At 52.8% G+C, this 25,884-nt stretch carries 24 protein-coding genes, 1 other RNA gene and 1 riboswitch; of the genes, 8 read left to right on the forward strand and 17 right to left on the reverse strand.

Annotated elements, in window-relative coordinates; translation table 11 throughout:
- The first annotated feature begins 189 nt into the window (after positions 1-189).
- Both F6V25_RS16355 and F6V25_RS16360 read left to right on the forward strand, forming a co-directional pair.
- Positions 190-864 carry a hypothetical protein gene (locus F6V25_RS16355; protein WP_151129681.1) on the forward strand — a complete coding sequence of 225 codons (675 nt, stop codon included), beginning with the start codon at positions 190-192 and terminating at the stop codon, positions 862-864.
- Positions 865-993: 129 nt separating this feature from the next.
- The gene (locus F6V25_RS16360; RefSeq protein ID WP_151129682.1) at positions 994-1,905 is read left to right on the forward strand and encodes a hypothetical protein; all 912 of its coding nucleotides are present in this window, start codon (positions 994-996) and stop codon (positions 1,903-1,905) included.
- Between the two features lie 244 nt (positions 1,906-2,149).
- Here F6V25_RS16360 and F6V25_RS16365 read toward each other — a convergent pair whose 3' ends face one another.
- The 4 genes from F6V25_RS16365 to F6V25_RS16380 all read right to left on the reverse strand — a co-directional run bounded on the left by F6V25_RS16365 (position 2,150) and on the right by F6V25_RS16380 (position 3,939).
- Positions 2,150-2,548, reverse strand: coding sequence for a type II toxin-antitoxin system VapC family toxin (locus F6V25_RS16365; protein ID WP_151129683.1), 399 nt, complete (start codon positions 2,546-2,548; stop codon positions 2,150-2,152).
- Positions 2,541-2,777 (reverse strand): AbrB/MazE/SpoVT family DNA-binding domain-containing protein, encoded by a 237-nt coding sequence (locus tag F6V25_RS16370; protein WP_151129684.1) that lies wholly within the window; start codon positions 2,775-2,777, stop codon positions 2,541-2,543. Before F6V25_RS16370 ends, F6V25_RS16365 begins: the two co-directional genes overlap by 8 nt.
- 226 nt (positions 2,778-3,003) lie before the next feature.
- Positions 3,004-3,240 (reverse strand): hypothetical protein, encoded by a 237-nt coding sequence (locus tag F6V25_RS16375; RefSeq protein WP_151129685.1) that lies wholly within the window; start codon positions 3,238-3,240, stop codon positions 3,004-3,006.
- 174 nt (positions 3,241-3,414) lie between these two features.
- Positions 3,415-3,939: a hypothetical protein gene (locus F6V25_RS16380; RefSeq protein WP_151129686.1), complete on the reverse strand. Its 525-nt coding sequence runs from the start codon at positions 3,937-3,939 to the stop codon at positions 3,415-3,417.
- A 229-nt stretch (positions 3,940-4,168) separates the two neighbouring features.
- On the opposite strand from F6V25_RS16380, the gene F6V25_RS16385 reads away from it, so the two are divergent.
- The 4 genes from F6V25_RS16385 to F6V25_RS16400 all read left to right on the forward strand — a co-directional run bounded on the left by F6V25_RS16385 (position 4,169) and on the right by F6V25_RS16400 (position 8,643).
- On the forward strand, positions 4,169-4,360 hold the full coding sequence (locus tag F6V25_RS16385) for a hypothetical protein (protein ID WP_151129687.1): 192 nt from the start codon (positions 4,169-4,171) through the stop codon (positions 4,358-4,360).
- 831 nt (positions 4,361-5,191) lie between these two features.
- On the forward strand, positions 5,192-6,898 hold the full coding sequence (locus tag F6V25_RS16390; protein WP_151129688.1) for a hypothetical protein: 1,707 nt from the start codon (positions 5,192-5,194) through the stop codon (positions 6,896-6,898).
- 117 nt (positions 6,899-7,015) lie between these two features.
- Positions 7,016-7,822 carry a retroviral-like aspartic protease family protein gene (locus tag F6V25_RS16395; RefSeq protein ID WP_151129689.1) on the forward strand — a complete coding sequence of 269 codons (807 nt, stop codon included), beginning with the start codon at positions 7,016-7,018 and terminating at the stop codon, positions 7,820-7,822.
- Positions 7,823-7,908: 86 nt separating this feature from the next.
- Positions 7,909-8,643 (forward strand): hypothetical protein, encoded by a 735-nt coding sequence (locus F6V25_RS16400; RefSeq protein WP_151129690.1) that lies wholly within the window; start codon positions 7,909-7,911, stop codon positions 8,641-8,643.
- Positions 8,644-8,781: 138 nt separating this feature from the next.
- Here the strand turns inward: F6V25_RS16400 and F6V25_RS16405 are convergent, their stop codons facing one another.
- From F6V25_RS16405 to smpB, 4 genes are all read right to left on the reverse strand, one after another.
- Entirely contained in the window at positions 8,782-9,141 is a 360-nt protein-coding gene (locus tag F6V25_RS16405; RefSeq protein ID WP_151129691.1) for a tyrosine-type recombinase/integrase, read from the reverse strand.
- Complete coding sequence (locus tag F6V25_RS16410) at positions 9,075-10,307, reverse strand: tyrosine-type recombinase/integrase (protein ID WP_151129692.1); 1,233 nt, start codon at positions 10,305-10,307, stop codon at positions 9,075-9,077. The genes F6V25_RS16405 and F6V25_RS16410 overlap by 67 nt, the downstream gene beginning before the upstream one ends.
- Before the next feature lie 201 nt (positions 10,308-10,508).
- Positions 10,509-10,862: a transfer-messenger RNA gene (gene ssrA, locus F6V25_RS16415) on the reverse strand.
- A gap of 46 nt (positions 10,863-10,908) precedes the next feature.
- On the reverse strand, positions 10,909-11,367 hold the full coding sequence (gene smpB / locus F6V25_RS16420) for an SsrA-binding protein SmpB (RefSeq protein WP_151129693.1): 459 nt from the start codon (positions 11,365-11,367) through the stop codon (positions 10,909-10,911).
- A gap of 140 nt (positions 11,368-11,507) precedes the next feature.
- Positions 11,508-11,674: riboswitch (M-box (ykoK) riboswitch) on the forward strand.
- 64 nt (positions 11,675-11,738) lie between these two features.
- On the opposite strand from smpB, the gene F6V25_RS16425 reads away from it, so the two are divergent.
- The gene (locus F6V25_RS16425) at positions 11,739-12,998 is read left to right on the forward strand and encodes a magnesium transporter (RefSeq protein WP_151129694.1); all 1,260 of its coding nucleotides are present in this window, start codon (positions 11,739-11,741) and stop codon (positions 12,996-12,998) included.
- Between the two features lie 7 nt (positions 12,999-13,005).
- Positions 13,006-14,304, forward strand: coding sequence for an Nramp family divalent metal transporter (locus F6V25_RS16430; RefSeq protein WP_151129695.1), 1,299 nt, complete (start codon positions 13,006-13,008; stop codon positions 14,302-14,304).
- A 99-nt stretch (positions 14,305-14,403) separates the two neighbouring features.
- Here F6V25_RS16430 and F6V25_RS16435 read toward each other — a convergent pair whose 3' ends face one another.
- The 9 genes from F6V25_RS16435 to F6V25_RS16475 form a co-directional block, all read right to left on the reverse strand.
- On the reverse strand, positions 14,404-14,919 hold the full coding sequence (locus F6V25_RS16435; protein ID WP_191966241.1) for a DUF4124 domain-containing protein: 516 nt from the start codon (positions 14,917-14,919) through the stop codon (positions 14,404-14,406).
- A gap of 19 nt (positions 14,920-14,938) precedes the next feature.
- On the reverse strand, positions 14,939-16,030 hold the full coding sequence (locus F6V25_RS16440; protein ID WP_151129697.1) for a TlyA family rRNA (cytidine-2'-O)-methyltransferase: 1,092 nt from the start codon (positions 16,028-16,030) through the stop codon (positions 14,939-14,941).
- 216 nt (positions 16,031-16,246) lie between these two features.
- Entirely contained in the window at positions 16,247-16,795 is a 549-nt protein-coding gene (gene pyrE / locus F6V25_RS16445; RefSeq protein WP_149309950.1) for an orotate phosphoribosyltransferase, read from the reverse strand.
- Positions 16,788-18,215: an amidophosphoribosyltransferase gene (gene purF, locus F6V25_RS16450; RefSeq protein WP_149309952.1), complete on the reverse strand. Its 1,428-nt coding sequence runs from the start codon at positions 18,213-18,215 to the stop codon at positions 16,788-16,790. Before purF ends, pyrE begins: the two co-directional genes overlap by 8 nt.
- 25 nt (positions 18,216-18,240) lie before the next feature.
- The gene (locus tag F6V25_RS16455; RefSeq protein WP_151129698.1) at positions 18,241-19,068 is read right to left on the reverse strand and encodes a phosphoribosylformylglycinamidine synthase subunit PurQ; all 828 of its coding nucleotides are present in this window, start codon (positions 19,066-19,068) and stop codon (positions 18,241-18,243) included.
- A 1-nt stretch (position 19,069) separates the two neighbouring features.
- On the reverse strand, positions 19,070-22,060 hold the full coding sequence (locus tag F6V25_RS16460; protein ID WP_151129699.1) for a phosphoribosylformylglycinamidine synthase subunit PurS: 2,991 nt from the start codon (positions 22,058-22,060) through the stop codon (positions 19,070-19,072).
- A gap of 1 nt (position 22,061) precedes the next feature.
- Positions 22,062-23,150, reverse strand: coding sequence for a mechanosensitive ion channel family protein (locus F6V25_RS16465; RefSeq protein WP_151129700.1), 1,089 nt, complete (start codon positions 23,148-23,150; stop codon positions 22,062-22,064).
- A gap of 1 nt (position 23,151) precedes the next feature.
- Positions 23,152-24,447 carry an adenylosuccinate lyase gene (purB, locus tag F6V25_RS16470; RefSeq protein WP_151129701.1) on the reverse strand — a complete coding sequence of 432 codons (1,296 nt, stop codon included), beginning with the start codon at positions 24,445-24,447 and terminating at the stop codon, positions 23,152-23,154.
- A gap of 230 nt (positions 24,448-24,677) precedes the next feature.
- On the reverse strand, positions 24,678-25,448 hold the full coding sequence (locus tag F6V25_RS16475; RefSeq protein WP_151129702.1) for an MBL fold metallo-hydrolase: 771 nt from the start codon (positions 25,446-25,448) through the stop codon (positions 24,678-24,680).
- Positions 25,449-25,884 lie beyond the last annotated feature (436 nt).

Below are 25,884 nucleotides of genomic sequence, written 5' to 3' on the forward strand. Positions count from 1 at the left end.
TGCCTGTTTCAGGATGCCAATGATCTGCTCTTCGGTGAAACGTCTCGGCTTCATGTCTAGTCTCCTTTTGGAGTTTCTAGACCGAAATCACTAAGTTTGCAATGGAACAGTTTCAGGGGATAAGGTCAGCGAACTCTTGGTGCAACCGATTACCCTCAAATTTCCCCATTGGATGAGGTAATTAAAATTATGCGGGAATGCCAAGGAGCAATTATTCTAGGCTACCCGCAAATTATTGTAGAGACTGGTTCAATAAAAGACCAACGAATTGATAAAAATATAAAATTACCAACAGAGTGGAACCAAATTGAAGCAGCTCTTGCTTATGAAATGGAACTCCCGCTGTTGGTAATTCACGATATCGGCATAACAAGAGGAATTTTTGATCGAGGCACTTTAAATGCTTTCATATATGAAGTAGACTTAAGCATGGCTGGTTGGTGTCTAGAAGAAAGTGTTTCAGGGTCAATAACTACTTGGAATAGCAGGCTCACAAGCTCACCTCCAAAGTCAACACCACCGATAATGAATCAGAATTCAAAGATAATTTCATTGAGAAATGATTTTGTCCAAATTCTTAATCGCTCTTACTACAAACGCTGCAAAAAGAGTTTTTCTAACACTTTTGAATATACTGGATACAACCTTGATTATGGGCTCAAATCTCCGCTATCAGGATTCCTTCAACCAAACAACAACCCTGGTTATCAAAGAAATGCCGCTGATTCTGGAATAAAGACAAAGAATGATGTATTACGAGTAATTAACGATCAATATCCGGAAGTCTATACAAAATTAATCGAGTTATTTAATAAAGATGGAGCTAATTTGGATGAAATCTATGCCTGTTTCAATCCATCTTAAGCTCATAGACCCCAGCGCGGTCTGCCCTTGAAAAAAGAATAATCGGATAAAAATACAAGGAATCAACCAAGCGCATCAGCAGCAAAACAGATGTGCTCTAAGCTGTTAAACACGAAAAATGGAGGTAACATGGGACCAGAATCATTTCTTTATCTTCGGTATGTAGATAGACAATTAATAGGATTCGTTGACGATGATATTTTTGAAAAGCTTCAGCAGAACACAAAACAAACAAAAACCACTGCAAGCTTAGTAGGTACTGGGACTGCTACAGTTGTTGCCGCGGCAGCAGGTGGAACGGCATTATCTGCGAGTGGTGGTGCTGCAGCGGTTTTGGCAGCAACTTTATTGACTGGACCCGTTGGTTTAGTTGCTAGTTTAGCAGGAATAGGAGCAGTCGTATATTCTTCCAAGAAAGCACTTGAAAGCTTTGGAGATGCGAGTAATAAGGGGCTCGACATAAAACTTGTGCCCATTTCTATTTCTGACCATCTGGATTTACCTGTTGGACATCCAAGAAAAAACACCCTATACGCTGGTCATCCTAGTTTTCCCAAATCATATATCCCGGTTGCGGATTTTCACAGGACAGTATTTGAAAATAAATTTTCTGAAATAATATCGATCCTTATGCATTTGGGAGCAAAATCCATACATGTTGAGCATGAAAGCGGATGGGGCCAGGAATTTTCTAGTAAATTATCCGTAGGGATACCTTCAGAAGGTTTAGTTGTGGGCTTAGAGGGTGGAGCAGATAAGAATAATTCAAGGAAAATTTTATACAAAGCTAATTTTAGCGGGACAGACAAACCAGCTTTACCAGACAATTTAATTTGGTTCCCGCACGAACCAACTTGGCAACAGGTTTCTGATGGTAGAATCAAGTTTGGGATGCAATCATTTTCCCTTAAATTGCAATATAATGAAGACTTTGGAATCAACTTAGGCATAAAAGCTAAAGCTGAAGATGCGGGCTTGGATCTAGGTGGTAATTTTGAAAAACATATTGCAACTACATGGTCGATACAAGGCGAATTTTGATAACTTGAAGGGCTAGCCGTGGGGTCAGGCTTCCAAGATGCCAAGTTCAATTTGTCAACTTGGAAGCCTGATAACCATATAAAAGGCACCTCCCAAACTATCGATGAGGCACGAACTCCCTGATATTGCATCAAGGCGAGATAGAGCTACTTGGAAAATACAGGGACACCATAACTATTAACTTACGGTTCTCCACTCAAAAGGCGCCCCATAAGTGTCAGGCACTGACATCTTTACAACACAGTTAAATCCATTCAATACCGACAAGATGTTCAACCTTTTTGAACTCAGGGTCGCCGGTTACCAGCGTGGCGTGATGTTCAACGGCGGAAGCAAGGGCAAAGGCGGAGGCTATGGAAAGAGGGAAACGGGCTTTCAATTCGGCGGCTCGAAAAACCAGATCATTGGGAACCGGAAGCACGTCAATCCCCATGCGCTGGATATGCATGAGAATCTCCAGCTTTTTCGCCTCCCCAAAACGCCGCTGGACAAGATAGATGATCTCGCCCAGGTTGATCACATTCAGCAGCACCTCTGCCGCTCCTTCGCTGGCCTCTTCAAGGATTCGCCTGACTTTTTCTCCGCCCGGCTCTTTCTGAAAGAAACGCAAAAGAGCAAAACTGTCGAGTTGATACTTACGCATCGGCGAAATCCTTCGCCCGCTCCTTCAGTAGTTCCTCCGTAAGCGAATCGCCGCCGGGTAAAGCGCCCCATGCCGCGTCCACGGGCTCCTTCACCACCGCCATGATGCACAGGACATCGCCGTATTCGAAAAATCGCACCTGCGAGCCGGGTTCTATGTGATGCCGTTTGCGAAGCTCGCCAGGGATAAGAACCTGCCCTTTGACCGTAACTTTTGACACGGCTTTCATAGTGGCTCCCTTTCAAAAAAAGTGTTACTTTCTGGTTGAATAGTAAAACTTGTTCGAGTAAAAGGCAAGCCATCACATATGCCGTTGGCGCAATATCGGCGATGTGGAGCAGGATGAAGGACGATGCGCGACCTAGGGGTAAACATGGCGTGGCTGATGAAGAAGAGCCGCCCAAGGGGACATAGTTAAGTTCGTTAACTTGGCCGCTGAAATCGCCCCTCCCCCATCAAATCCGCGCCCCCGAATCATGCTGCCCAACCACCCTCCCCGAGGCGTACGACTCCGCGGGGCAAACGTCCTGCCGGTGCTCCGCCGCCCAGCGGGATAAGCCATCAGCGGTGATGATGCCGATGGCGCTCAGCATGACAAATACCGAGCATGCCACCGCCCATCGCTTGTTGAACATTCCGAATAGTGCGGCCAAGCATGCAGCCGCCGCCAGCAGGGCAATTTTATAGTGCATCGCAGGACCTCTCCCGGTTTAGTTAATGTGCTTGCCTCAATCAAAACAGCGTAAAAGACCGTCTGCGTTCGCAAGCGTAATTGCAACTGCATACGTGATTGCCATGACTATGACTATCATTCTCACAACTACCCCCTCCTTGGGGTGGGACACATAATCATACCGTTCCGGGCGTTAACGCCGTTCCCATTCGCGCCTGTCTTCATGCCGTTCTTCGCGCCGTTCTTCCCTCCGTACCTCGGGCCGGTGAATTTGCCCGCGGTAATGGTCCCGGTCGCGGTCATAGCGCCTGAACTCGACTTCGCGGAACCGCCGGAAATCCCTCAGGTTGTGCCGGACCAGGAGCGGCGGCATCATTCTTCGCTCCACCCGTACCAATGGCCCGCCGTAGTACGAGGTCCGGTACCAGAAACCATTGCTGTAGATAAAGTAGTCGCGGCCGATGTACGCCATATCATACGGTGTCCCTACGGCAACGTAATAGCCCAGATCCGGCACAAAGACAAACTGGGGCGGCGTGTCCGGGAGCGTCACCGGTGGCGGTGGCGGCGGCACCGGCCGGTAAACAGGCGGTGGAGGCGCGGGGGTGGGTAGTCCGATATCCACATTGACGTTGAATCCGGCGTTGCTGGTGGAAGCGGTCGCGGCGACAAGCGCGACTGCCAGGAGGAGCGGTATGCGGCTCATAAAGCTATTCATAGGTTCTCCTTGGTGTGCAGGGGTGTATATATTTTGGTAGACGCGGGGAAGGTCGATTGGGTTACAAATTTTTCTGCCGCCGGGACCATTTCGCTTCGACGCGGGGAAAATGATGGGGACGTTTCTTAACTGTAATCACTTGAATAATAGCATTTTTACGATTAGTATATTTGACATCGCTTATGCGTCGCAAGAAGGCAGCTACACAAATTTGCCGGAGGTAGTAACAATGAAAAAAATTCTCTCGACCATCGTTGCCGTTCTCGTTGCTTTATCCTTTTCCGCAGTAGTTTTTGCGGCTGATACAGCTACCGCCACAAAGGCCGCTACTCAAAAGAAAACCGTGAAAAAACCCGTAAAGTACAAAACAGTCACAAAAACCGACAGGAAGGTGCGTACCATCATTCCGGCTAACCAGTAATCAATCTTGCATAGAAATAAAAAAGCCCTTGATTTCTCAAGGGCTTTTGGTCTTAGCCGGACAGTGCCGAATTATTAATTGGTGGACGCGACAGGAAAGAATTCGAACTAAATTCAAGATACCTCTTCAGGTCGCACTGTTATCACCCGCAGATTTGCCCCTTCATCAGATTATCGCAGAAAAAACCTTGCATCTCAAACGGTTGGGGATGAGCACCAACAAGATTACCAAGGCTCTCGGGGGCGACAGGTACAGTCGTAAGGAAAGCGCTTAATGGCGGCAAGCGCAAAGGTTAGATAGCGATGCCATATTCAAAAGCAAGATCACATCACTTAATTCCACCACGGGAAGCTTATATCTGCCCCCACTTAGCGCTTCCCAGGTGCACCACCATCAGATTAATCGGATGGTGGTTTGGTTCCGGAAGCCGCATCTAAACCCGATCATCGATGATGTCATAAAGATGATGGAGACAATGGACATAGAAACGCAGAAGGACGTTCTCCGTTACGTCAAAAAGGAAAAATTGCTCAGTGATTTGATAAAAGAGAAGCAGAAGAAGGATGGTGTATAGTTCATCTGATCATTTGAGATTGCATCAAAATGATACAAATTGAGGCATCTGGGAGCATTCCGGGTGCTTTTTTTCGTGTGATAACGGGTTGTTCTGAAAGAGCACCCTGAGTGTTAATTTTATTAACACTTTCAAAGTTGTGTTAATATTTTTAACATATTGATATTACGGTTGAAAATACTGATTCCATGGAGTAGAACAATATATATTTCTAATATGAAGCACCACAAAAAAATGCGAAGAATATTGAGGTTACTATGGATGATATTTTCAAAAGAAGACCGTTCAAAGTTAGAAATGCAGATGAGTATGATCTTGATAATGTACTTAATTTATTCGTAAGTCCTATAGATGGTCTTACCAATCCCTTTGATTATGAAAACACTATAATAAAGGGTAGAATGGGATCAGGAAAGACAATGTATCTACGTGCAAATCATGCATACTATTTATATGGACTGGTTCCTAATCTAACAGCTGAAAATACAGAACTTATTCTACCTGTACTAATAAGATTGAGCGATTTTCAGCAAATTAGAGAACCTAGTTTGGTTTATAGAGCAGTTATAACAAAAATTATAGAGGAACTTACTTCTATTTATATACACCTACAAGATGCAAAGAAGCTTGCAGCACTTCATTGTGGCATGAAATTATTTTCAGCAGATATGCTTTCTACAGAAAAATTATCAGTTACCATAAGGCAGTTATTGAAACTTGATGGAGATGAATATATTGAGAGAGTAACAAACGAACTTGGATTGAAGGGGGGAATTAAGCATAAGTTCATAGAAATTTCAAAAGAATGGAAAGAAACTAACTTCATAGAAATAAAGAAAAAAGCCAACCCAGGAATTAAGGATATTGAAGAGTGCTACAAAAACCTATTAAAAGATCAAGAAGGTAAAATACTTTTACTTATTGATGAAGCAGGTTCATTAGATAAAAGTTTTTTCCAAAGCGATACAGGACTACCTTTTTTTGAAATACTAATGAATCAATTTAGAACTTCTTCTTTCATTAGGACCAAAATTGCCGTATATCCAAACACCTATTCTGACATGTTAACAGAGACAAGATATGGTGACGTTGTTCGACTTGAGGAAAATGTCAATAATGATGTTGGTTATAAACGATTTCATTCACGGGTTATGCACTTAATACATAATTATTTAAACCCTAAAACACATAATGAAACTAAATACGAGCCGAATGACATATTCGAGGTTACTGAAAATGGCATATATGGAGACTGCCTTGAACAACTGATGTATGCTTCAAACGGGAATATGAGACGTTTGATCCATTTGCTAGACATGGTCATGAATACAGCTTATACAGAAAATGGTAAAGCCGTAAAAATTAGTATTGAGCATGCGTTTGACACTTTAAAGCAACATGCCGACAACACCGAATCACTATTCAGCGAACAGGAGAAAGACTTTTTAGGAAATGTTGTGTCAGCTTGCAAAGCACGCGGATCATTTAAATTCACTTTTCCACACATGTCGCCAATTTTGTATAAATATACAAGCAAATCTCAAGAATACAATATTGTTAACATAGATGAACTTGGATCTGGTAGAAAAGGTACCGTATATTCTTTTGATTATTCATATTGCGTATTCAAAGACATACCTACACACTATATAGAAGATACTGAAAAAATACATAGAGATAGGACATTAAATGGTGGAAGATGGATTAACCGGGTAGCCCAAATAAATCAACAAATTATTGATCAAGCTATTTTACCAGGAAAAATAGATGGATATTTTGATTACATACAGACAGATAAACGAGTCGGGTTTATTAAATGTGATAGTAGTGAAGAATATTATTTCAATGATGGTCAAATAATAGAATCTGATAGGAATAAACCAATAATGATTGGCAAACGAGTTCGTTTTTTCCCAAGTAATGTAGGTGATACTAAATTTGCAACAAGTATAGAAGTGCTTTGATAACATGGTTCCTATCTTAAGTTTAAACATTTTTTTGCAGGAGGTTACAATGGCTGACAAACTCAAAAAGAATCAAAAATGTAAGACCTACACAATTTGAACAAACGGAAAACAAGCGTGAAGCGTAGAGATATTGAAGAAAAAAGCTTTTTTGCCCTGTGTATAGTAGCTGGTATTGTGTGCCTGCTGTTTGTAATCAATAACGCAGTTGGTGTGAATATTACACATATGATCTTCGGGGAAATAGGGAAGCCTAAGAGTGAGCCGAAAGTAAACTTACCCAAGATGGAGGAACATTCGTCACAGCAAGAGGGTGAAACGGCTCAACCGCTACCCATACCGGCACAGGCGACCAGCCCGAAGCTGCAAAAGGGCGAGGTTTATCAATACACAGATAAGAAGGGGGTTGTCACTTTTACGGACAATCCCCTTTCTGTTCCAAACGACCAGATTGCAAAGGTCAAGGTACACAACTGGAGCAAGCCCGAAAGGTCTGCGCAGTCTTCGGCGGTCAGCAAAATTCTTAATTCTAACAACAAAACAACCCAGGTGTTTATTGAAGGGGATCAAGTGATCGTCCCGGTGGTGTTATATAACAACGGGAAGTTTGTTCAATGTTCACTTTTGCTTGATACCGGGGCAACACAAATTTCCGTTTCAAGTGAGATTGCCAGACAACTGAATATTGACTACAGCACAACAAGATCAATGACCTTCGCATTTGCAGACGGCAGAAAAAAGAACGGCTACAGCGTCGTTATAAACGGAGCTTCAACTGGTGGCGCAGCATTGCAGAATATCGCAATCAACGTATTTGACACGGAAGGCCCGAAGCAAAACCACGATGGACTGTTAGGTATGAATTTTCTGAGAAAATTCAAGTATCATGTGGATTTCGAGCGTGGGGTTATTCAGTGGATGTAACTTAAAAATTCCATCTATGTTAGGCACCGCCTGCCCGGAAAAGATTGGGCTGGAGGGTCAACTGCCGCCCCGTTGAAGGGAATGACATGAATAGAAAAAGAATCTCATCTCTGCAAGTAAAATCATTAAGGAGAGTTCCGGATAATAAACATCCAAGTATTGATAAATTATACTCTGAAGTCTACTCAGAGTTACGACGATATCGGGATAATATCTTTCAGTGGCAAAGATGGTATACAACCGTAATTTTAGCCTTAGTCGGCGGATTATTTTTCCTCTGTGAAAAAGGTAGAAGTCCTGATATCCCCGTTTACAAATTTATTTTCATCTTAATCATATTGATCCTGACGTTAACCGTTGTTTGGCTACTACGTTACACAAGATCAAGAACCCGTCAACTCACTAAAATAGCGGTCAGAATGGAGCCACATTGGCGAGTTCAATTCAAATTACGGCCAAACCATAAAGGTCCATCTACATTTTTTATCATTATCAACTGGGCACTGGCTCTTGTGACCACATGCTTCATTTACATTCTTCCGCCATTAGGTACAGAAAAGACCAAAGCTATCACAAGCGAAGCCCCCCCCAAACTCAAGGTTGGGGTAAAAACCGGGAACAAGTCACTTTCAGTAGTCGGAAAAACATCAATATATGCCACAAATGCTCGTAAAACCATGATATTACATCCAAGTTATTACAAATACACCTCTATGGAAATTTCGAAAAATATTAATTGCATATGCATCGACAACACAGCAAGTCCGGACCGATATTTTTCCTCACCAGAGGGAGTAGTTGGGTCGGTCATAAAAAAATAAATGTATACCTAAATCAAGTATCAACGAAGCAGTCGGACCATTAATAGTCAACCTTGATGTATTATATCAACACTTGATCCCACCAGTATCCACATCTAACCATGCTTGTGAGCTAATAACGACTCGGAAATAATATTCTTATGATGTTGCTATTGATATTAATCCTCTCAGATATGCCGACCATTTTGTTAACCATTCCTGCTTTTCCTTGTCGTATCTGTAGCGGTTGTAGGTTCTGATTATTCCCTTTTTCTTATGATTTTGGATCTCGTCGATAATTTCGTCAGGGCAGCCGATGGAGGCGAGGCCGGTTGCGGCGGTACGGCGTAGGTCGTGAGGCGTCCAGCGAGGTAGGCCGAGGTAGGTGGGCTTATTGTGGTGGGAGAGGTGGTGTGCCATGGTGTTGATGTACATGGAGCCATTGAAACCAATCAAACAGACCGCTTGAGTGGTATGACCTTCGCCACACTCTTCAATCCATCCAGGTAATCCGCCCATTGCTGCATCATCTTTCGACGTTCAGCAAGGTGCGCCGTCCGATTGTAGGCCCTGCCGTTCGGGTCTTTCACGGCGTGTGCAAGTTGATGCTCGATGAAGTCCGGTCGTACCTGCAATACTTCATCGAGGATCGTCCGGGCCATTGCCCTGAATCCATGCCCGGTCATTTCATCGGACGTGTACCCCATGCGCCGGAGAGCGGCATTTATGGCGTTGTTGGTCATGGGGCGAAGCGGGGAGCGGTGGCAGGGGAATACGTATCTGCCGTAGCCGGTCAACGGGTGAAGATCTTTCAGAGTGGCGAGAGCTTGCCATGACAAGGGGACTATGTGCGGCAGTTTCATTTTCATTTTTTCTGCCGGGATATTCCATTGTTCTGCTTCAAAGTCGATTTCCGCCCATTCCATTTGCCTCAGTTCTCCAGGACGGACAAACAGCATCGGTGCCAGTTTCAAGGCGCACTTGACGTGGAATGTTCCTTTAAAGCCGTCTATGGCGCGTAGCAGTTCGGCAACCTCTTTCGGGTCGGTAAGGGCTGCATGGTGTTTTTCCCGGACCGGTGGCAATGCTCCCCGTAGATCGGCAGCAGAATCGCGCTCAGCGCGTCCGGTAGCTACGGCATAACGTAGGACCTGTCCGCATATAGTTCTGACCCTGTGCGCCGTTTCCAGCGCTCCCCTACCCTCTACCCTTCTCAGTATCGCCAAAATGTCAACCGGCTTGATTACAGCAATAGGTTTGTCGCCAAGCCAGGGGAATACATCACGGGTCAATCTGTCCATGATCGTTGCGGCGTGGCCGGGGGACCATTGGCCGGAAAACTTGTTGTGCCATTCGCGGGCTATTATCTCGAAGCTGTTTTCCGTTTCCGCGACTGTGGCGGCCTTTTGCGCTTTCTTCACCTCGCCAGGGTCAACACCATTGGCCAACAGCTTCTTTGCCTCTTCACGGCGCTGTCTGGCATCGGCAAGGGATACGGAAGGGTAAGCGCCAAAGGTAAGAAGCTTCTGTTTGCCTCCAAAACGATATTGGAAACGCCAGAGTTTACCGCCCGAAGCGGTGACAAGCAGATGGAGTCCGAAGCCGTCAATCAGCTTATAGTCCTTGTCCTTTGTCTTGGCGTTCTTCACCTGGATGTCGGACAGTGGCGGTATTCGCTTTGGCATGGGCTTACCTCCGTTTTGGTGGTATCTGTTTTATGTTTTGGTGGTATCGGCACTCGCAACCAGACGAAACACCACTATAAATACCACCAAAAACCGTGGATACCATCATATCAAGCCGGATATCGCCGGACAACACAAAAAGAAAAGCCCCTGATTTCTCAAGGGCTTTTTGCCTTAGCCGGACTATGCCGGACTGTTAATTGGTGGAGGCGCCGGGAGTCGAACCCGGGTCCGAAGAACCTACAGTCTGAGTTACTACACCGTTAGTCCGTTGCTCGATTTAACCGGCACCATGCGCAAAGGACAAGGCATGATACCAGCGGTCCCGTAAATTTCGGGTTGCGCTACGGGCGTTGCGCATCCCTATCCGGTAGTGAATGACGTACCCTTCTTACCACCGGCATCTGGGTCGGGTACGCCTGTTAAGCTGCTAGAGCAACAGGAGTGTTATAATTGTCGGCAATTAATGCCGGTGCAGGTTTATTAAGGTCGGCCACCTGCCCCGACCCGGTGCAACCCAGATTTTCACTTCCCCGTCGAAACCTTTACGCCCCCCTTTGAAAATAAATTCCGCACGCCGCTGTGGCGTGCCCTCGTGCCGTTAACCCCGATTACGTGCCTTCAGGGTCTGGGATAGCTCCCGTTGTGTATCCTTCTTTTTAAGATCCTCACGTTTATCGTATAGTTTCTTGCCTTTGGCAAGCCCTATCTCGACCTTTACCAGCCCATCTTTGAAATAGAGCCTGAGCGGTATGATCGAATACCCCTGTTCCCTGACCTTGCCGTAAAGCCGGGTGATCTCCTTGCGATGCAAGAGCAGCTTGCGCTGGCGATCCGGCTGGTGGTTCTGGCGGTTGCCAAAGTCATAGGGCGCGATATGCAGGTTGTTCAGTAAGGCTTCACCCTCGCGAATCAGCATGAAGGAATCGGTCAGGTTGACGTTGCCGCACCGTAAGGATTTTACCTCGGTCCCCTGAAGCACCATCCCGGCTTCCAGCTTTTCCTCGATAAAATATTCATGGTAGGCCTTCTTGTTATTGCAGATCAGTTTCTCACCCATATCTGTAATCATAGCAAAATCAGCGCTGAAAGGGAAATCATATCCTGCGTCATGAAACGGTAATTATTTCGTAACGTTTTTTTCACCGTCAGGAGGCTTTTGCGTATTGACAAACAATTTTCTTTTGGATTATATGGTTACATATTCCTCGTTAGCAGAGGCGTTTGCACAAACACAGGCTACTGCCCAAAAATGTCGAAAGACGCCAATGGGTAGACCAGGTATTGTCGGCCTAAGGCTTTACCTAAGGTAGCTGGTTTAATAACCTACGTTGTGCACTGCCGAAAGTCAACCAGTGGGGAAGTGGTTTCTTTGCGTGCGCCAAAGGCCCTTTCTCCGAAAGGGCCTTTTCTTTTTTTGGGGTTGCCATTATGAACACGGAATACAGCGAAATATACCTGAGCGCCGTCATCGGCCGTTCGGTGATCAACAGCAGAGGCGAAGAGCTCGGGCTCCTCCGCGACCTCATCATGGTGCCGGGCGAGGTCTTCCCCGAGGTGTCGCACATCGTGATCAAGGGGCGCATGGGCAAGATGCTGCTCCCCTGGAGCGAGGTGTCGCTGTTTACCCATGTGGTGATATCGGCTGCCGGCATTGCGCCGCCCGGCCTTTGCGCTTATGAATACCGCGAGGCGGAGATCCTGGTGCGGCGCGACCTGTTGGACAAGCAGATCGTGGACGTGGACGGCGCCAAGGTGGTGCGCGTCAACGACATCAAGCTCGGCAAGCTCCACGACAAGTTGTGTATATTCTCCGTCGATATCGGCTTTCGCGGATTGCTGCGCCGCCTGGGATACGAACGGTTCGGCGACAATGTGGCGCGGCTGATCAAAAAGAACATCCCCAATACCGAGATCAGTTGGGAGTATGTCCAACCGTTGGAGCCCCATTCGTCGAAACTGGCCCTCAATATCGCCCGCAACCAGATGAACGAGATTCATCCGGCCGATCTGGCGGACATTATCGAGCAGATCCCGATCAGGAACATCAAGACCGTGCTCGAAAACATCGACTCGGAGACCACCGGCGACACCATCTACGAACTGGAACCGGAGATGCGCAGCGTGGTCATCGGCCAGATGGATGCCGAGCACGCCTCGGACATCCTGGAAGAGATGTCCCCGGACGATGCCGCCGACGTCCTCGCCGACCTGTCGGAAGAGACGGCCCAGCAATTGCTGGGGCTGATGGACGATGAAGAGAAAGAGGAGATCGAAGAGCTGCTGGTACACGAGGAAGATACGGCCGGCGGTTTCATGACCAGCGAATTCCTCACCCTCCCTCTGAACTATACGGTTGGCGCCGCCATCGCCGATGTGCGCCGGCTCGCGGGCGAGATCGAAAATGTCAATTATGCCTATCTCCTGGATGACGCCGAACATCTGGAAGGGGTGCTCAGCCTCCAGGATTTGCTGGCCTCAAAAGACGACGAACTCGTCGTGGATGTCATGGAAGACAACATCAGAAGCGTGAATGTGGGCGACGACCCGGAGGAGATTCTGGAAACCCTCACCCGCTACGACCTGACGGCGGTACCGGTGCTTGACGAGGACCAGCGCATGGTGGGGATCGTCACCGTCGACGACGTCCTTGCACACTACCTGCCGCGTCTGGTGAAGAAGAGAGGTTAGAGACGTCATGTTCACCGGAATATCGCTATTCAAATTCCTCAAGCCGCTCAAGAGCGTGACCCCCAGGAACATCATGCTGTTCCTGGCCATACTCGGGCCCGGCATCATTACCGCCAATGTGGACAACGATGCCGGCGGCATCACGACCTATTCCCTGGCCGGGGCCAACTACGGCAACGACCTGCTCTGGACCATGCTCCCCACGACCATCGCCCTGGTGGTGGTCCAGGAGATGTGCGCCCGCATGGGCGCCGTGACCGGCAAGGGCCTCGCCGACCTGATCCGCGAGTCATTCGGGGTCAAGGTAACCTTCTATGTGATGATCGCCCTGCTTTTGACCAACATGGGTAACTCCATCTCCGAATTCGCCGGTATCGCCGCCAGCCTCGAGATCTTCGGCATAAGCAAGTATATATCGGTCCCCATCAGCGCCATCGTGGTCTGGCTCCTGATCGTCAAGGGCTCGTACAAGACCGTGGAGAAGGTGTTCCTGGTGGCCTGCATGGTCTATGTCGCCTACCCCATCGCCGCCGTCATGGCCGGCCCCAAATGGGACATCATCCTCAAGGCCAGCGTTACCCCGACGTTCAGGTCGGACAGCGCCTTCACCATGACCATGATCGGCCTGGTGGGCACCACCATCGCCCCCTGGATGCAGTTCTATCAGCAGTCGGCCGTGGTGGAGAAGGGGATCACGGCGGAGCAGTACGCCTTTACCAGGCTGGACGTCATCTTCGGCTGCATCATGGCCATTGTGGTCGCCTTTTTCATCGTGGTGGCCTGCGCCGCCACCATCAATGTCCAGGGGTTGAAGGTGGAGACCGCCGCCGACGCTGCCATGGCCCTCAAGCCGCTGGTGGGCAGGCACGCATCCACCTTGTTCGCCTTCGGCCTCTTCAATGCGTCCCTGTTCGCAGCCTGCATCCTGCCGCTCTCCACGGCCTTCTACATCTGCGAGGGCATGGGGTGGGAATCGGGGGTTGACAAGGATTTCGAGCGGGCCCCGCAGTTTTTCTGGCTCTTCACCGTCATCATCATCATCAGCGCTGGCCTGATCCTGATCCCCAACGCCCCGCTGCTCAAGATCATGTTCATCTCTCAGGTAGTCAACGGCGCAATGCTGCCGTTCATCCTGATCTTCATGCAGATACTGGTAAATGACCACAAGCTGATGGGCAGGTTCGTCAACGGCCCTATCTTCAATATCGTCGCGTGGTTGACGGTGGTGATCATGATCGTCATGACCCTCGTCATGACCCTGGACATGGCCCTCCCCGGTGCGATCAAGGGGCTTTTGACCTTTTAAACCGCATACCGTTGCTGGCTATTCGGTTCAATGTGAAAAGGCCCGCCGGAATATCCGACGGGCCTTTTTTTCGAGTTTTTCGTTTTTACGCGGTTGCCGCTATTTTCTGAACTCGGCGGGCAGTCCGACCTTGTTGGCGGCGTCGTTCAAGTCGTTGTACGCCTTGAGGGCGTCATTATAGCGCTTCTGCGTTGCCTTGAATTCCTGGGGAAGTCCATCCATACGCTCCCGCGATATCCCGACAGGCTTTTTGATGAGCCCCTCCAGTTCCGTCAGCTCATTTTCAAGCTGCCGCACTTCCGCATAATGGACCTTGAACTCCTCTTGCCAGACTCCAGTCTTTTTCCCGCCATACGATCCGTTGCCGGTATCCCCGCTTTTGTCCATCCCGCGTGCTGAAGATTGCCGTTCCCCGCCCTTTTCCGTGTCGGCAGAGGGAGGTGGAGCATCGATATCCCCCAGCCTGTGCACCTTTTTGCGGTACTGTTTCGGCACACTGTAGTAATTGTCGCTGAAGTTGACGGTACCGTTTTTGTCGGTCCAGGTGTAGGTTTCAGCCATTGCCGGCAGCGACCAGAGCAGCATCACCGCCAGTACCACTACAATCCGTTTCATGATAGCAAACCCTCTTTCCTTACCCCGGAGGCCAGGTGAAATCACGCCCGGCCAGGAGGTGAAAATGGATGTGGAATACCGATTGCCCGACCCCTTCGCCATTGTTCTGCACCACGCGAAAGCCGGAATCGGCGTATCCCTTCTGACGGGCTATTTCCCCCGCCTTTCTCATGATAGAGCCGACAAGGGCGTCGTCCTGTTCGGTCATGTCGAGACAGTTGACGAAATGCCTCTTTGGCAGAAGGAGGAGATGTAAGGGCGCTTTGGGGGCAATATCTTCGATGACCAGAATCTGGTCGTCTTCAAACACCTTTTTTGACGGTATTTCGCCGCGGATGATCTTGCAGAAGATGCACGCGTCCATGGTCAATCCCTCCGGTATTTCCAGCAATATCAAAAACTCCCGGTTGCCGTCCGCCCCCAGGATAGGTGAATCGCACACCCCGCGCACCAGGACGCCAAGCTCCGTTGCGGCCCGCCTGACACCTGCGACGGCCTGCTCGTGAGCGGCCGGGTCGCGGACGATGCCCCCCTGCCCCACGTCGCCCCGGGGCACCTCGAACTGGGGCTTGATCAAGGCGATGATACGGCCACCCGGCCGCATCAGTCCGACCACGGCCGGCAGGACCCTGGAGAGCGAGATAAAGGAGGCGTCGATGACCGCCAGTACCGGTACTTCATCGAACCTGTCCGGGGTAAGGTGGCGGATATTGGTCCGCTCCAGATTGACGACCCGCGGGTCCTGGCGCAGCTTCCACGCCAATTGGCCATACCCCACGTCCACCGCAAAAACCTTGCGGGCTCCGGCCTGTAACAGGCAATCGGTGAACCCGCCGGTGGATGCCCCCACATCCAGGGCAACGAGGCCGTCCGCATCAACACCGAATGCATCCAGTGCCTTCCTGAGCTTGAGGCCGCCCCGGCTGACGTAGGGGAGGAATTCTCCCTTGATGCGGATCTCCGCATCGCCCGTCACCTGCTGTCCGGCCTTGTCGGCGGCATGGTCGCCCACCACCACCTGACCGGCCATGATGAGGGCCTGGGCCTTTTCCTGGGTGGGGGCCAGGCCGCGTTCGACCATCAAGGTATCGAGGCGCTGTTTTACAGCCATTTTCTGAATCCGTGACGCCGGAATGCCGTAGTGTCCGGAAGAGCCGGAGCCCGCACGCCGCCATGTCGTAACAAATTTTTCACTTGCGAGGACCGCGCCCGGATTTGCGGCAGATTTGACTTGGCCGATTGAGCAAAACCGCAGGCGTAGCAGCGCTACGCCGAGGATTTTGCGATTGAGGCCGAGGCAAAGATGCCGTGAAGACGGGATGCGGCATCAATCTACGATTTCAGACTTGGTGAACAGGGCTTTCAGCCAATACCCTTCGGCCTCGATGTTCTCCCGGCCGCCTTCCTCACGGTCGACCAGGGTGACGATGCCCAGCACCTTCAGCCCCTCTTCCTCGGCCCGGCGCACGGCCTTCATGGAGGAACCACCGGTGGTGACCACGTCTTCGACGATCACCACGCCGGTTCCGGCGGGCAGGTTCTTGCGCCCCTCCAACCATTGGCCGGTGCCGTGCCCCTTAGGTTCCTTGCGGATGATGAAGGCGTGCATCTTCCTGCCGTCCAGATGGGCGGCAATGGAGGTCGCCGTGGCGATCGGGTCGGCTCCCAGGGTGATGCCGCCAACCGCTTCCACCCCTGCCACATCCTTGATCGCCTCGTAAAAAAGCTTGCCCACCAGGAAGCCGCCTTCGGCGTGCAGCGTGGTCTGTTTGCCGTCAAAATAGAAATCGCTCTGCCGGCCTGAGGCCAGGGTCACGAGCCGTTTTTCATAGGACAGCTCCAGGATGATCTTCTTCAGTCTCTCGCGGTCACTCATTTTCGCTGTACTCCTCTCCAAAAAGTCCCATCTGCGGTTTCAAAACCGGCTTTGGGAATGCAACCGGGTAGGTCCCGGCAAAACAGGCCTTGCAAAAACCGGTATTCTCCAGGCCGACCGAATTGACCAATCCCTCTTCGGACAGGTATCCCAATGAATCCGCGGTGATATAGCGGCATATCTCGCTGAGCGTGTGGGAGGAAGAGATCAGCTCCTTGCGGTTGGGGGTGTCGATGCCGTAGTAGCACGGATAACTGGTGGGGGGTGAAGAGATGCGCATGTGCACCTCCTTGGCCCCGGCGTTGCGCACCATCTTGACGATCTTGCGCGAGGTGGTGCCGCGCACGATGGAGTCGTCGATCACCACGACCCGCTTGCCTTTGAGTATCTCCCGCACCGGGTTGAGCTTGATCTTGACCCCGAAATGGCGGATGGCCTGGGCCGGCTCGATAAAGGTTCTGCCCACGTAGTGGTTACGGATCAGCCCCATCTCGAAGCTGATGCCGGATTCCTCGGCGTAGCCCATTGCTGCCGGCACGCCGGAGTCAGGCACCGGGATGACGATATCGGCATCGACGCCGTGCTCCCGGGCCAACTGCCGCCCCAGTTCCTTGCGGGCCAGGTACACGTTCTTGCCGAAGATATAGGAGTCGGGCCGGGCAAAGTAGACGAACTCGAAGATACAGGGGGTCGGCTCGACCTTCTTGAAGGGAAACAGGGATTTCAGGTTGCCGTCCTTGGTGCAGACGATCATCTCGCCCGGCTCGATCTCCCGCACGAATTCGGCCTCGATCAGGTCCAGGGCGCAGCTTTCCGAGGCCACGACCCAGGCATCTCCCAGCCTCCCCAGACACAGGGGGCGGAAGCCGTTGGGGTCGCGTACGGCGATCATACGGGTTTCGGTCAAAAACAGCAGGCAGTAGGCGCCCTTGATGCGGTTCAAGGCGTCCACGATGCGGTCTACCAGGGAGTTGGTATGGGAGATGGCCAGGAGATGGATGATGATCTCCGTATCCATGGTGGTCTGAAAGATGGAGCCGTAGGCCTCCAATTCTGCCTTGAGCAGTTGGGCGTTGACCAGGTTGCCGTTGTGGGCCACGGCAATGGAGCCCCGGGAGTAGTCCACCATGATCGGCTGCACATTCTTCTCCACCGAGGCGCCGGCGGTGGAGTAGCGCACATGGCCGATAGCCGACTTTCCGGGGAGTTTTTTGAAAACCTCCTGGTTGCCGAAGACATCGGCCACCAGCCCCATGCGCTTGTGGGCGTGCAGACTCGTTCCGTCCGATGAGACGATGCCGCAACTTTCCTGTCCCCGATGTTGGAGGGCGTACAGCCCCAGATACGTCAGGTTGGATGCTTCTGGATGGTTATAGACGCCGAAAACACCGCATTCTTCGTGTGGCCGGGTAAAATTCATTGATTAAGGCTCCGTTGTGCCGATTTTAAACGAGATTTTTCCTCACATACTCCGCCGCGTTACGGTACAGCTTCAGTCCATCCCCCTCTTCCGGCAATTCTTCCCGAGTCCAACGGGGATGTTGGGTGTAATGCACAAAGGCCTCGGGATGGGGCATCAGACCCATCAGGCGGCCGGTCGGGTCGCACAGTCCGGCGATGGCGTTCTGAGCTCCGTTGGGGTTCAGGGGGAACTCCATTGTCGCAGCCTCGTAATCCGGACCGGAATATTTCAGCACCGCCAGGTGCTCCCGTTCGATGCGCTCCAGGGTTGCAGGCGAATCGCAGAGGAATTTCCCCTCACCGTGACGCATCGGCAGGTAGATGCCTTGCTCGATCCCCGCGGTGAAGACGCTGGGCGAGGCCGCATCGGCCTTCAGATACACCCACCGATCCTGAAAACGGCCGCAGTCGTTAAAGGTCAGGGTCGTGCGCTGCGTCAGGAAATCGCCGTCAAAGCCGGGCAACATGCCCATCTTGACCATCAACTGGAAGCCGTTGCAGACCCCCAGGATCAGCTTGCCGGCACCGATGAAACGGGTGAACTGCTCCACCAGTTTTTCGCCCGTACCGGTGACACCGGCGTGTTTCAGGCGGTTGGCCTGGGCCTTGGCGCTCCCCAGGTCGTCCCCATCCAGAAAACCGCCGGTCAGGTTGAGAAAATGGAAGTCGTCCAGTCGGACCTCTCCGGAGAGGATCTCGGCGATATGGGCGATGACCGCCTCGTCGAAGCCCCCAAGGCGGCAGGCATGGGCCGCCTCGGTCTCGCAGTTGGTGCCGTTTCCGGTGATGACGATGGCACGGATCTTTTTCATGTCACAGCTCCCTCAATGTCTTCTGCCAGGCTTCCTTCAACTCCGCCAACCCGGCACGCACAACGGCGGCACCATTCAGCCCCACGATGGCGAGCACCGGTTCCGGAGTCACCACGCCGATGGAGGCGAAACAGTTACCGCTCATGACGTTCTCAAATTCTTCCCGTCGTTCGGGATGGACCGTAACAAGATGGCGCGATGCCGATTCGGAAAAGAGCAGCGTCGCATCGGATTTACCCGCCATATCCCCCTTCCAGAGTACCCGGGAGAGTTCCAGGCTCATGCCGTAGCCCCCGGCAAAGGCCGACTCGGCCGCGGCCACGGCCAGACCGCCGTCGGAGAGGTCGTGGCAGGAGGCCACCAGCCGCCGTGTGACCGCCTGGTGGTAGGCCTGGTAGCGTCGGTAAGCCCGGCCGGTGTCCACCAAGGGCACCTTGTTGCCAATGGCGCCCTTGAGGGCGAAATATTCGGAACCGCCCAGTTCGTCGCCGGTCTTGCCCAACAGATACACGATGTCGCCCGGCCGTTTCACGTCCATGGTGACGGCCGTGCGGGCATCCTCGATCTTGCCGATCACCGAGAAGAGCAGGGTCGGCGGGATGGAGATCTTGGTGGAGCCGTCGTAGAAATCGTTCTTCATGGAATCCTTGCCCGAGATCAGCGGCAGGTTGTAGGCCATGCAGATGTCGTACAGCGCCTGGTTGGAGCGCACCAGTTGGGCCATTTTGTAAGGGCCGTCCGGAGTCTTCTCCGACAGAACCGGGTCGCACCAGCAAAAATTGTCCAGACCGGCCACCAGGTCGAGGGAGCCGCCCACGGCAACATAGTTGCGCAACGCCTCGTCGATGGCGTTGGCGGTCATGTGGTAGGTGTCGATGTCGGAATAGCGCGGACAGATACCGTGGGCCGTCACCACACCTTCAAAGGACTCCAGGATCGGCCGTACCACGGCCGCATCGGAGGGGCCGTCGTTGGCAACGCCGCTGAACGGCTTCACCACCGATCCGCCCTGGACCTCATGGTCGTAACGGCGCACCACCGACTCCTTGGAGCAGATGTTGAGCGCTCCGAGCAGGGCGGCCAGATCGCCGGAGTAATCTCCCTTGATCTCGACAGCCGGCTCTGCATGGCGGGGCGGTTCCCATTTGGCGGGGAGTTGCAGCGGCGGCAGCCCCTCGTGCATAAACGCCATGGGCAGCCAAGCTACGGTGCGGTCATCGTAGAGGATATGGAATACGCCGTTGTCGGTGAATTCGCCCAGCACCGTGGCCTCGACACCGAAACGTGTGGCCATGGTCAGAAACTCGTCGATCCGTTCGGGCGGCACCGCCAGGGACATGCGTTCCTGGGCTTCGGAGATGATGATTTCCCAAGGATTGAGTCCGGGATATTTAAGCGGGGCTTTAGCAAGGTCCATGCGGCAGCCGCCACACTCGCCGGCCATCTCGCCCACCGAGGAGGAGAGCCCCCCGGCGCCGTTGTCGGTGATGAAACGGTAGAGCGCCTTGTCCCGCGCCCGGATCAGGAAGTCGAACATGCGCTTCTGGGTGATCGGGTCACCGATCTGCACCGCCGTGACCGGCGAGTTCTCGTTCAACTCTTCGGACGAAAAGGTCGCGCCGTGAATGCCGTCTTTGCCGATACGGCCGCCGGTCATCACGATCAGGTCGCCCGGTTTGATGGATTTCTCGTGGCTCGGCTGGCCGTTGATCTCGCGCGGCATGATACCGGCGGTACCGCAGAATACCAGCGGCTTGCCGGCGAAACGCTCGTCAAAGACCAGTGAACCGTTGACCGTGGGGATGCCGCTCTTATTGCCGCCATGCTCGACCCCCTCCACCACCCCTTCGTAGATGCGGCGGGGATGGAGCAGGCGTGCGGGGAGCGGTTTTGCGTAAAACGGGTCGGCGAAGCAGAACACGTCGGTATTGAAGATCAGCTTGGCCCCCTGGCCGGTGCCGAAGGGGTCGCGGTTGACCCCCACAATGCCGGTCAACGCCCCGCCGTAAGGGTCCAGAGCCGACGGCGAGTTGTGGGTTTCCACCTTGAAGACCAGCGACTGCTGGTCGTTGAATTTGATCACCCCGGCATTGTCCTTGAACACCGACAGGCAGAAGTCCTTATCGCCCAATTTAGCGCGCACATCCCTGGTGGTCCGCTGGATGAACGACTTGAACAGGGATTTGATCTCCTGCTTGTTGCCCTCTTCATCCTCGTACTGCACCGTACCGGAAAAGATCTTGTGCTTGCAGTGTTCCGACCAGGTCTGGGCCAGGCACTCCAACTCCACATCGGTCGGGTTGGCCCCCAGGCCGACGGTGGCGCGTTCCGCCACGACCTGCGTATCGCGGTAATGGGCCTGAATGATCCGCATCTCTTCCAGGGTCAGGGCCAGAACCCCCTCCTTGCTGATATGCAGCAATTCGTCGTCAGACACGTTCAGATCGATTTCCCTCACCTCGGCCTTGGCCTCGGCCTGCACCTTGGGAGCCGTCGGAGCAAAACCGCGCTTGGCCATAAAATCGGCGGCCGAGAGCACGCTGTAGCGCTGAATGAGGGTGTTGCACAAGAGACCGGTGGCGATTTGCTCTACGTCGGCGACCTCAAAAGCCCCCTTCAGCAAGTACTGCACCGAATAGTAAACCCCTTCACCGGCGGCAAAAGGACGGCCGGTCAAGTATTCCACGGCTTCCCGGGCGGTGCGCCCCACGTTGTCGGTCACGCCGGGGCGGAAGCCGACCTCCACGGCAAAATCGAAACCGGCCGCCAACGGCCTATCAATGCTCCACTCCTGGATCACCGGGTCGCTGAACGGGCCTGCCGCGGCCTGTTGAAGCTCCTCCGGCGTCAAGGCGGCATCCACGGTATACACGTCGATGGTGCGGACCTCATCCGCCGCCAAGTGCAAGAAATGCTCGATCTCCCGCTTGATCCGTTCACCACGGGCGTCGCGGACGCTCCCCTTCAGGGCAACTTCAATTCTGTGCGCCATGTCAGTTGGTTCCTTTTTCCATGATCACCGTCCTGATGGGGAACGGGATTTCGATGCTATTTTCGGTAAAGCGGCGAATAATCAGCGAGTTGACCTTGTCGGTAGTGCCGAATAGCTGGGAGTACTCCTCCACCCAGAAAAACAGCGACATATTCAGGGCCGAGTCGCCAAAGGAGACAAAATACGCTTCGGGCGCCGGGTCGCGCAGCACATCCTCCACCTCCAGGGCCGTAGCCACCAGAAGCGCCTTGACCCTATCCACGTCGCTGCCGTAGGCCACGCCGATATTGATGCGCCCCTTGGCGCGGGCATCCGGGAAGGCTTGGTTGATCACCATGGTATTGCACAGGTCCGAGTTGGGGATGATCAACAGTTGGTTGTCCATGGTTTTGATCTTGGTGCTGCGCAGGCCAATGCCGGCCACATCCCCCACCTGGCCGCCCGACAGTTGGATGCGGTCGCCGATTCGAAAGGGCTGGTCAAACATGAGGGTGAAACCGGAGATCATATGGGCCAGGGTGTCCTTTGCCGCCAAGCCGATAGCCAGCGAGCCGATCCCCAAAGCGGTAACCACTGAAAAAATATCATAGTTAAAATGCTTGAGGATGATGATCAGCGCCGTGCCCATCAGAAACAGCATGGTTAGTTTTTCGGCAATCGGGATCATATGCCGGGAGATCAGGGCATCGCTGTTGTGCTGCCGGCCGGCGATATACCACTGCAACAGTTCGTCAAAGGCATGGTAGATCAGATTAAAGACAATGATCACCAGGACAATGAAGAGAGCGCCGGAGAAGACCAGTATCAGCTTTTCATGCAGCGGCAGGGAACGAATCGCCAGATAGATGCCCAGCATGACCAGAAGCCGCGAGACATGGGGGGTAATGCGGTGGAGAATGCGGTCGTCCAGATCGGTGCTGGTGAAGGAGGCCAGCCGTTTGCCCCACTTGTCCAGCGCCATGACGATCAGTTGGGCCAGCATCCAGAAAATAGCCAGGATCAGGAGCGCGCCCAGGATTTCCTTGGCCCAGAACAGGATGGGGCCGTCCGTATCCAGCGGCCGGAAAAGCCCTTGGATAATATCCAGCATTCTATTCACCGAAGACTCGCTTGAAGATGGTATTGACGTGCTTGAGGTGATAGTTGAGGTCGAACGATTCGCGAATCTTGTCCTCACCCAGAGCGCCGACCACATCCTGGTCGGCCAGCAGTTCCTCCTGGAAATCCTTGCCTTGCTCCCAGACCTTCATGGCGTTGCGCTGCACCATACGATAGGCGGCCTCCCGCGACACACCGGCCTGCGTCAGGTCGAGGAGGATCTTCTGGGAGAAGACCAGCCCCTTCATCTTGTTCAGGTTGTCCAGCATATTCTTGGGATAGACCACCAGGTTCTTGATCAGACCGCTCAAGCGGCGCAGGGAAAAGTCGAGCGCCACCGTGGCGTCCGGGGCGATGTAGCGTTCCACCGAGGAGTGGGAGATGTCCCGCTCGTGCCACAGGGCCACGTTTTCCAGCGCCGGGATGCACATGGAGCGGATATAACGCGCCTGTCCGGTCAGGTTTTCGGAGAGGATCGGGTTGCGTTTGTGGGGCATGGCCGACGACCCCTTCTGGCCCTTGCTGAAAAACTCTTCCGCCTCCAGCACCTCGGTGCGCTGCAGGTGGCGGACCTCGATGGCGATACGCTCAAGGGATGAGGCGATCAGAGCCAGGACACAGAAGTACTCGGCATGACGGTCCCGGGGAATGACCTGGGTCGAGACCGGCTCAGGCGTGAGCCCCATCTTTTTACAAACGTACTCTTCCACGTAGGGGTCGATGTTGGCGAAGGTGCCCACCGCTCCGGATATGGCGCCGGTGGCGATGTTTTCGCGGGCCGCGGTCAGGCGCTGGCGGTTGCGCTGCATCTCGGCATACCAGGAGGCCAGTTTGAGGCCGAAGGTGACCGGTTCGGCATGAATGCCGTGGGAACGGCCGATGCAGACCGTATCCTTGTGCTCCAGGGCACGCTCCTTGATCGATGCAAGCACCATATCCAGGTCGGCCAACAGTTCGTCGGCGGCCTGGACCAACTGCACCGACAGGCAGGTGTCCAACACGTCGGAGGAGGTCATCCCCTGGTGAATGAAGCGCGCCTCCGGCCCGACATATTCGGACACTGAGGTGAGAAATGCGATCACGTCATGCTTTACCTCGGCCTCGATCGCGTCGATACGGGCGATATCGAAGTTCCCCTTCTCACGGATGACCGGTACAACCTCCTTGGGGATGACCCCCAATTCGGCCTGGGCCTCACACGCCAGGGTCTCTATCTCCAGCCAGATGCGGAAACGGTTTTCGGGCTCCCAGATGCGGGCCATGTCGGGGCGGGTATAACGAGGTATCATATGGTAACTCCTGGTATCAATTTTGATTCCGCCACGGAGACACAGAGGAAAAACGGGAAAATACAGACAAGCTTTACATCGGATGAACAGGATAAAGGGGATATAACCTTAACACCTTTGAGTCGTGCAATGAATCCATGGTTTTCATATCCTGTTCATCCTGTTCATCCGATGTAAATAAGATTATCCGGTTTTCTCCGTGTCTCTGTGTCTCCGTGGCGGATTTTAATTTAAATCGTCATAACGTCACTTGCCGTGTACTGGTCACCGATCACAATCCGGGGGGCGCAGACGTTCTGGTTGCGCAGAAAGGCGTCGGTGGTGCGGACCACGTGGTCCGGGTGGTTGTTGACCTCGGACAGGTGGGCCATCACCAGAGCCTCCAGCCCGGCGTGGGCCAGCTCGAAGAGCAATTCCAGCGATTCCTCGTTGGAGAGATGGCCGTGGCGCGACTTGATGCGCTGCTTCAGCTCCCAGGGATAGGGGCCGTTCATCAGCATCTCCACATCGTGGTTCGATTCCAGGTTCAGCGCCCGACACCCGCGCAACTTTTCCGCAACAAGACGGGTGGCGATCCCCAGATCGGTGGCCGAGCCGCAGCGCCCCTCCCTCGACTCCAGGATAAAGCCGACCGGGTCGCAGGCGTCGTGGGTAATGGGAAACGGATCGACCTGCACGTCCCGCAACGCCAGGGCGCAACCGGCTTCGAACTCGACCAACTGCGTCTTGTGCAGGTATTTCTCCGCTTTTTTACACACCAGGTGGCTGGCGACCACCGGTACCTTAAACTTGCGGGCAAAGGCCCCCACACTGCGGATATGATCGATATGCTCGTGGCTGACCAGCACGGCATGGACTGCGGCGGCATCAATGCCCCGGGCCTCCATGCGCAGCAATGTTTCGCGCAGCGATAGCCCCACATCGATCAACAGACGCGTATCGCCTGTTTCGACGTACAGACAGTTGCCTTTGCTGCCGCTGGCCAGCGAACAGATTTTCACACGGACTCCAGGATTCCCGGACTGACGAAGCACATGCCCCAAAATGGCATAAACAACAGAAGGATTTCAGAAAGTTATGGTTGACGCACGACGGCGTTTATGTGGCTTAATAATAAACACTACTTATACTCGAAGCGCTGAATAGTTTCAAGGGTAATCATGGTATCTATACACCACATTCTCGCCACAGGGTCACTGAGGCACGAAGGCCTCTGAAATTTCTTCTGTGACTAGCGGCGGGAGATATCTTCTGTGAATGGTGAATAGTGAGACGTGAATGAAGAGCTGACCGTGCCCCATTCACGATTCACCATTCACGCTTTTTCCGTGAGTGCAAACGCAAGCGAGCCCTTCAGAAGAATCTGAAGGGCTCGTTGTTTTTAATTATTCCCGGCGGCGACCTACTTTCCCACACAGCTACCCGTGCAGTATCATC

The sequence above is a fragment of the Oryzomonas japonica genome (assembly GCF_008802365.1).
GTDB lineage: Bacteria > Desulfobacterota > Desulfuromonadia > Geobacterales > Pseudopelobacteraceae > Oryzomonas > Oryzomonas japonica.

What these genes read in the sequence shown, in the direction of transcription:
- purB (WP_151129701.1), bottom strand. Translation starts at nt 24,447, where the DNA reads ATGATACCTCGTTATACCCGCCCCGACATGGCCCGCATCTGGGAGCCC.
- F6V25_RS16430 (WP_151129695.1), top strand. Translation starts at nt 13,006, where the DNA reads ATGTTCACCGGAATATCGCTATTCAAATTCCTCAAGCCGCTCAAGAGC.
- F6V25_RS16455 (WP_151129698.1), bottom strand. Translation starts at nt 19,068, where the DNA reads ATGAAAAAGATCCGTGCCATCGTCATCACCGGAAACGGCACCAACTGC.
- F6V25_RS16460 (WP_151129699.1), bottom strand. Translation starts at nt 22,060, where the DNA reads ATGGCGCACAGAATTGAAGTTGCCCTGAAGGGGAGCGTCCGCGACGCC.
- F6V25_RS16425 (WP_151129694.1), top strand. Translation starts at nt 11,739, where the DNA reads ATGAACACGGAATACAGCGAAATATACCTGAGCGCCGTCATCGGCCGT.
- F6V25_RS16355 (WP_151129681.1), top strand. Translation starts at nt 190, where the DNA reads ATGCGGGAATGCCAAGGAGCAATTATTCTAGGCTACCCGCAAATTATT.
- F6V25_RS16365 (WP_151129683.1), bottom strand. Translation starts at nt 2,548, where the DNA reads ATGCGTAAGTATCAACTCGACAGTTTTGCTCTTTTGCGTTTCTTTCAG.
- F6V25_RS16380 (WP_151129686.1), bottom strand. Translation starts at nt 3,939, where the DNA reads ATGAATAGCTTTATGAGCCGCATACCGCTCCTCCTGGCAGTCGCGCTT.
- pyrE (WP_149309950.1), bottom strand. Translation starts at nt 16,795, where the DNA reads ATGAGTGACCGCGAGAGACTGAAGAAGATCATCCTGGAGCTGTCCTAT.
- F6V25_RS16465 (WP_151129700.1), bottom strand. Translation starts at nt 23,150, where the DNA reads ATGCTGGATATTATCCAAGGGCTTTTCCGGCCGCTGGATACGGACGGC.
- F6V25_RS16435 (WP_191966241.1), bottom strand. Translation starts at nt 14,919, where the DNA reads ATGAAACGGATTGTAGTGGTACTGGCGGTGATGCTGCTCTGGTCGCTG.
- F6V25_RS16385 (WP_151129687.1), top strand. Translation starts at nt 4,169, where the DNA reads ATGAAAAAAATTCTCTCGACCATCGTTGCCGTTCTCGTTGCTTTATCC.
- smpB (WP_151129693.1), bottom strand. Translation starts at nt 11,367, where the DNA reads ATGGGTGAGAAACTGATCTGCAATAACAAGAAGGCCTACCATGAATAT.
- F6V25_RS16410 (WP_151129692.1), bottom strand. Translation starts at nt 10,307, where the DNA reads ATGCCAAAGCGAATACCGCCACTGTCCGACATCCAGGTGAAGAACGCC.
- F6V25_RS16405 (WP_151129691.1), bottom strand. Translation starts at nt 9,141, where the DNA reads ATGGGCGGATTACCTGGATGGATTGAAGAGTGTGGCGAAGGTCATACC.
- F6V25_RS16360 (WP_151129682.1), top strand. Translation starts at nt 994, where the DNA reads ATGGGACCAGAATCATTTCTTTATCTTCGGTATGTAGATAGACAATTA.
- F6V25_RS16390 (WP_151129688.1), top strand. Translation starts at nt 5,192, where the DNA reads ATGGATGATATTTTCAAAAGAAGACCGTTCAAAGTTAGAAATGCAGAT.
- F6V25_RS16370 (WP_151129684.1), bottom strand. Translation starts at nt 2,777, where the DNA reads ATGAAAGCCGTGTCAAAAGTTACGGTCAAAGGGCAGGTTCTTATCCCT.
- F6V25_RS16400 (WP_151129690.1), top strand. Translation starts at nt 7,909, where the DNA reads ATGAATAGAAAAAGAATCTCATCTCTGCAAGTAAAATCATTAAGGAGA.
- purF (WP_149309952.1), bottom strand. Translation starts at nt 18,215, where the DNA reads ATGAATTTTACCCGGCCACACGAAGAATGCGGTGTTTTCGGCGTCTAT.
- F6V25_RS16440 (WP_151129697.1), bottom strand. Translation starts at nt 16,030, where the DNA reads ATGGCTGTAAAACAGCGCCTCGATACCTTGATGGTCGAACGCGGCCTG.
- F6V25_RS16375 (WP_151129685.1), bottom strand. Translation starts at nt 3,240, where the DNA reads ATGCACTATAAAATTGCCCTGCTGGCGGCGGCTGCATGCTTGGCCGCA.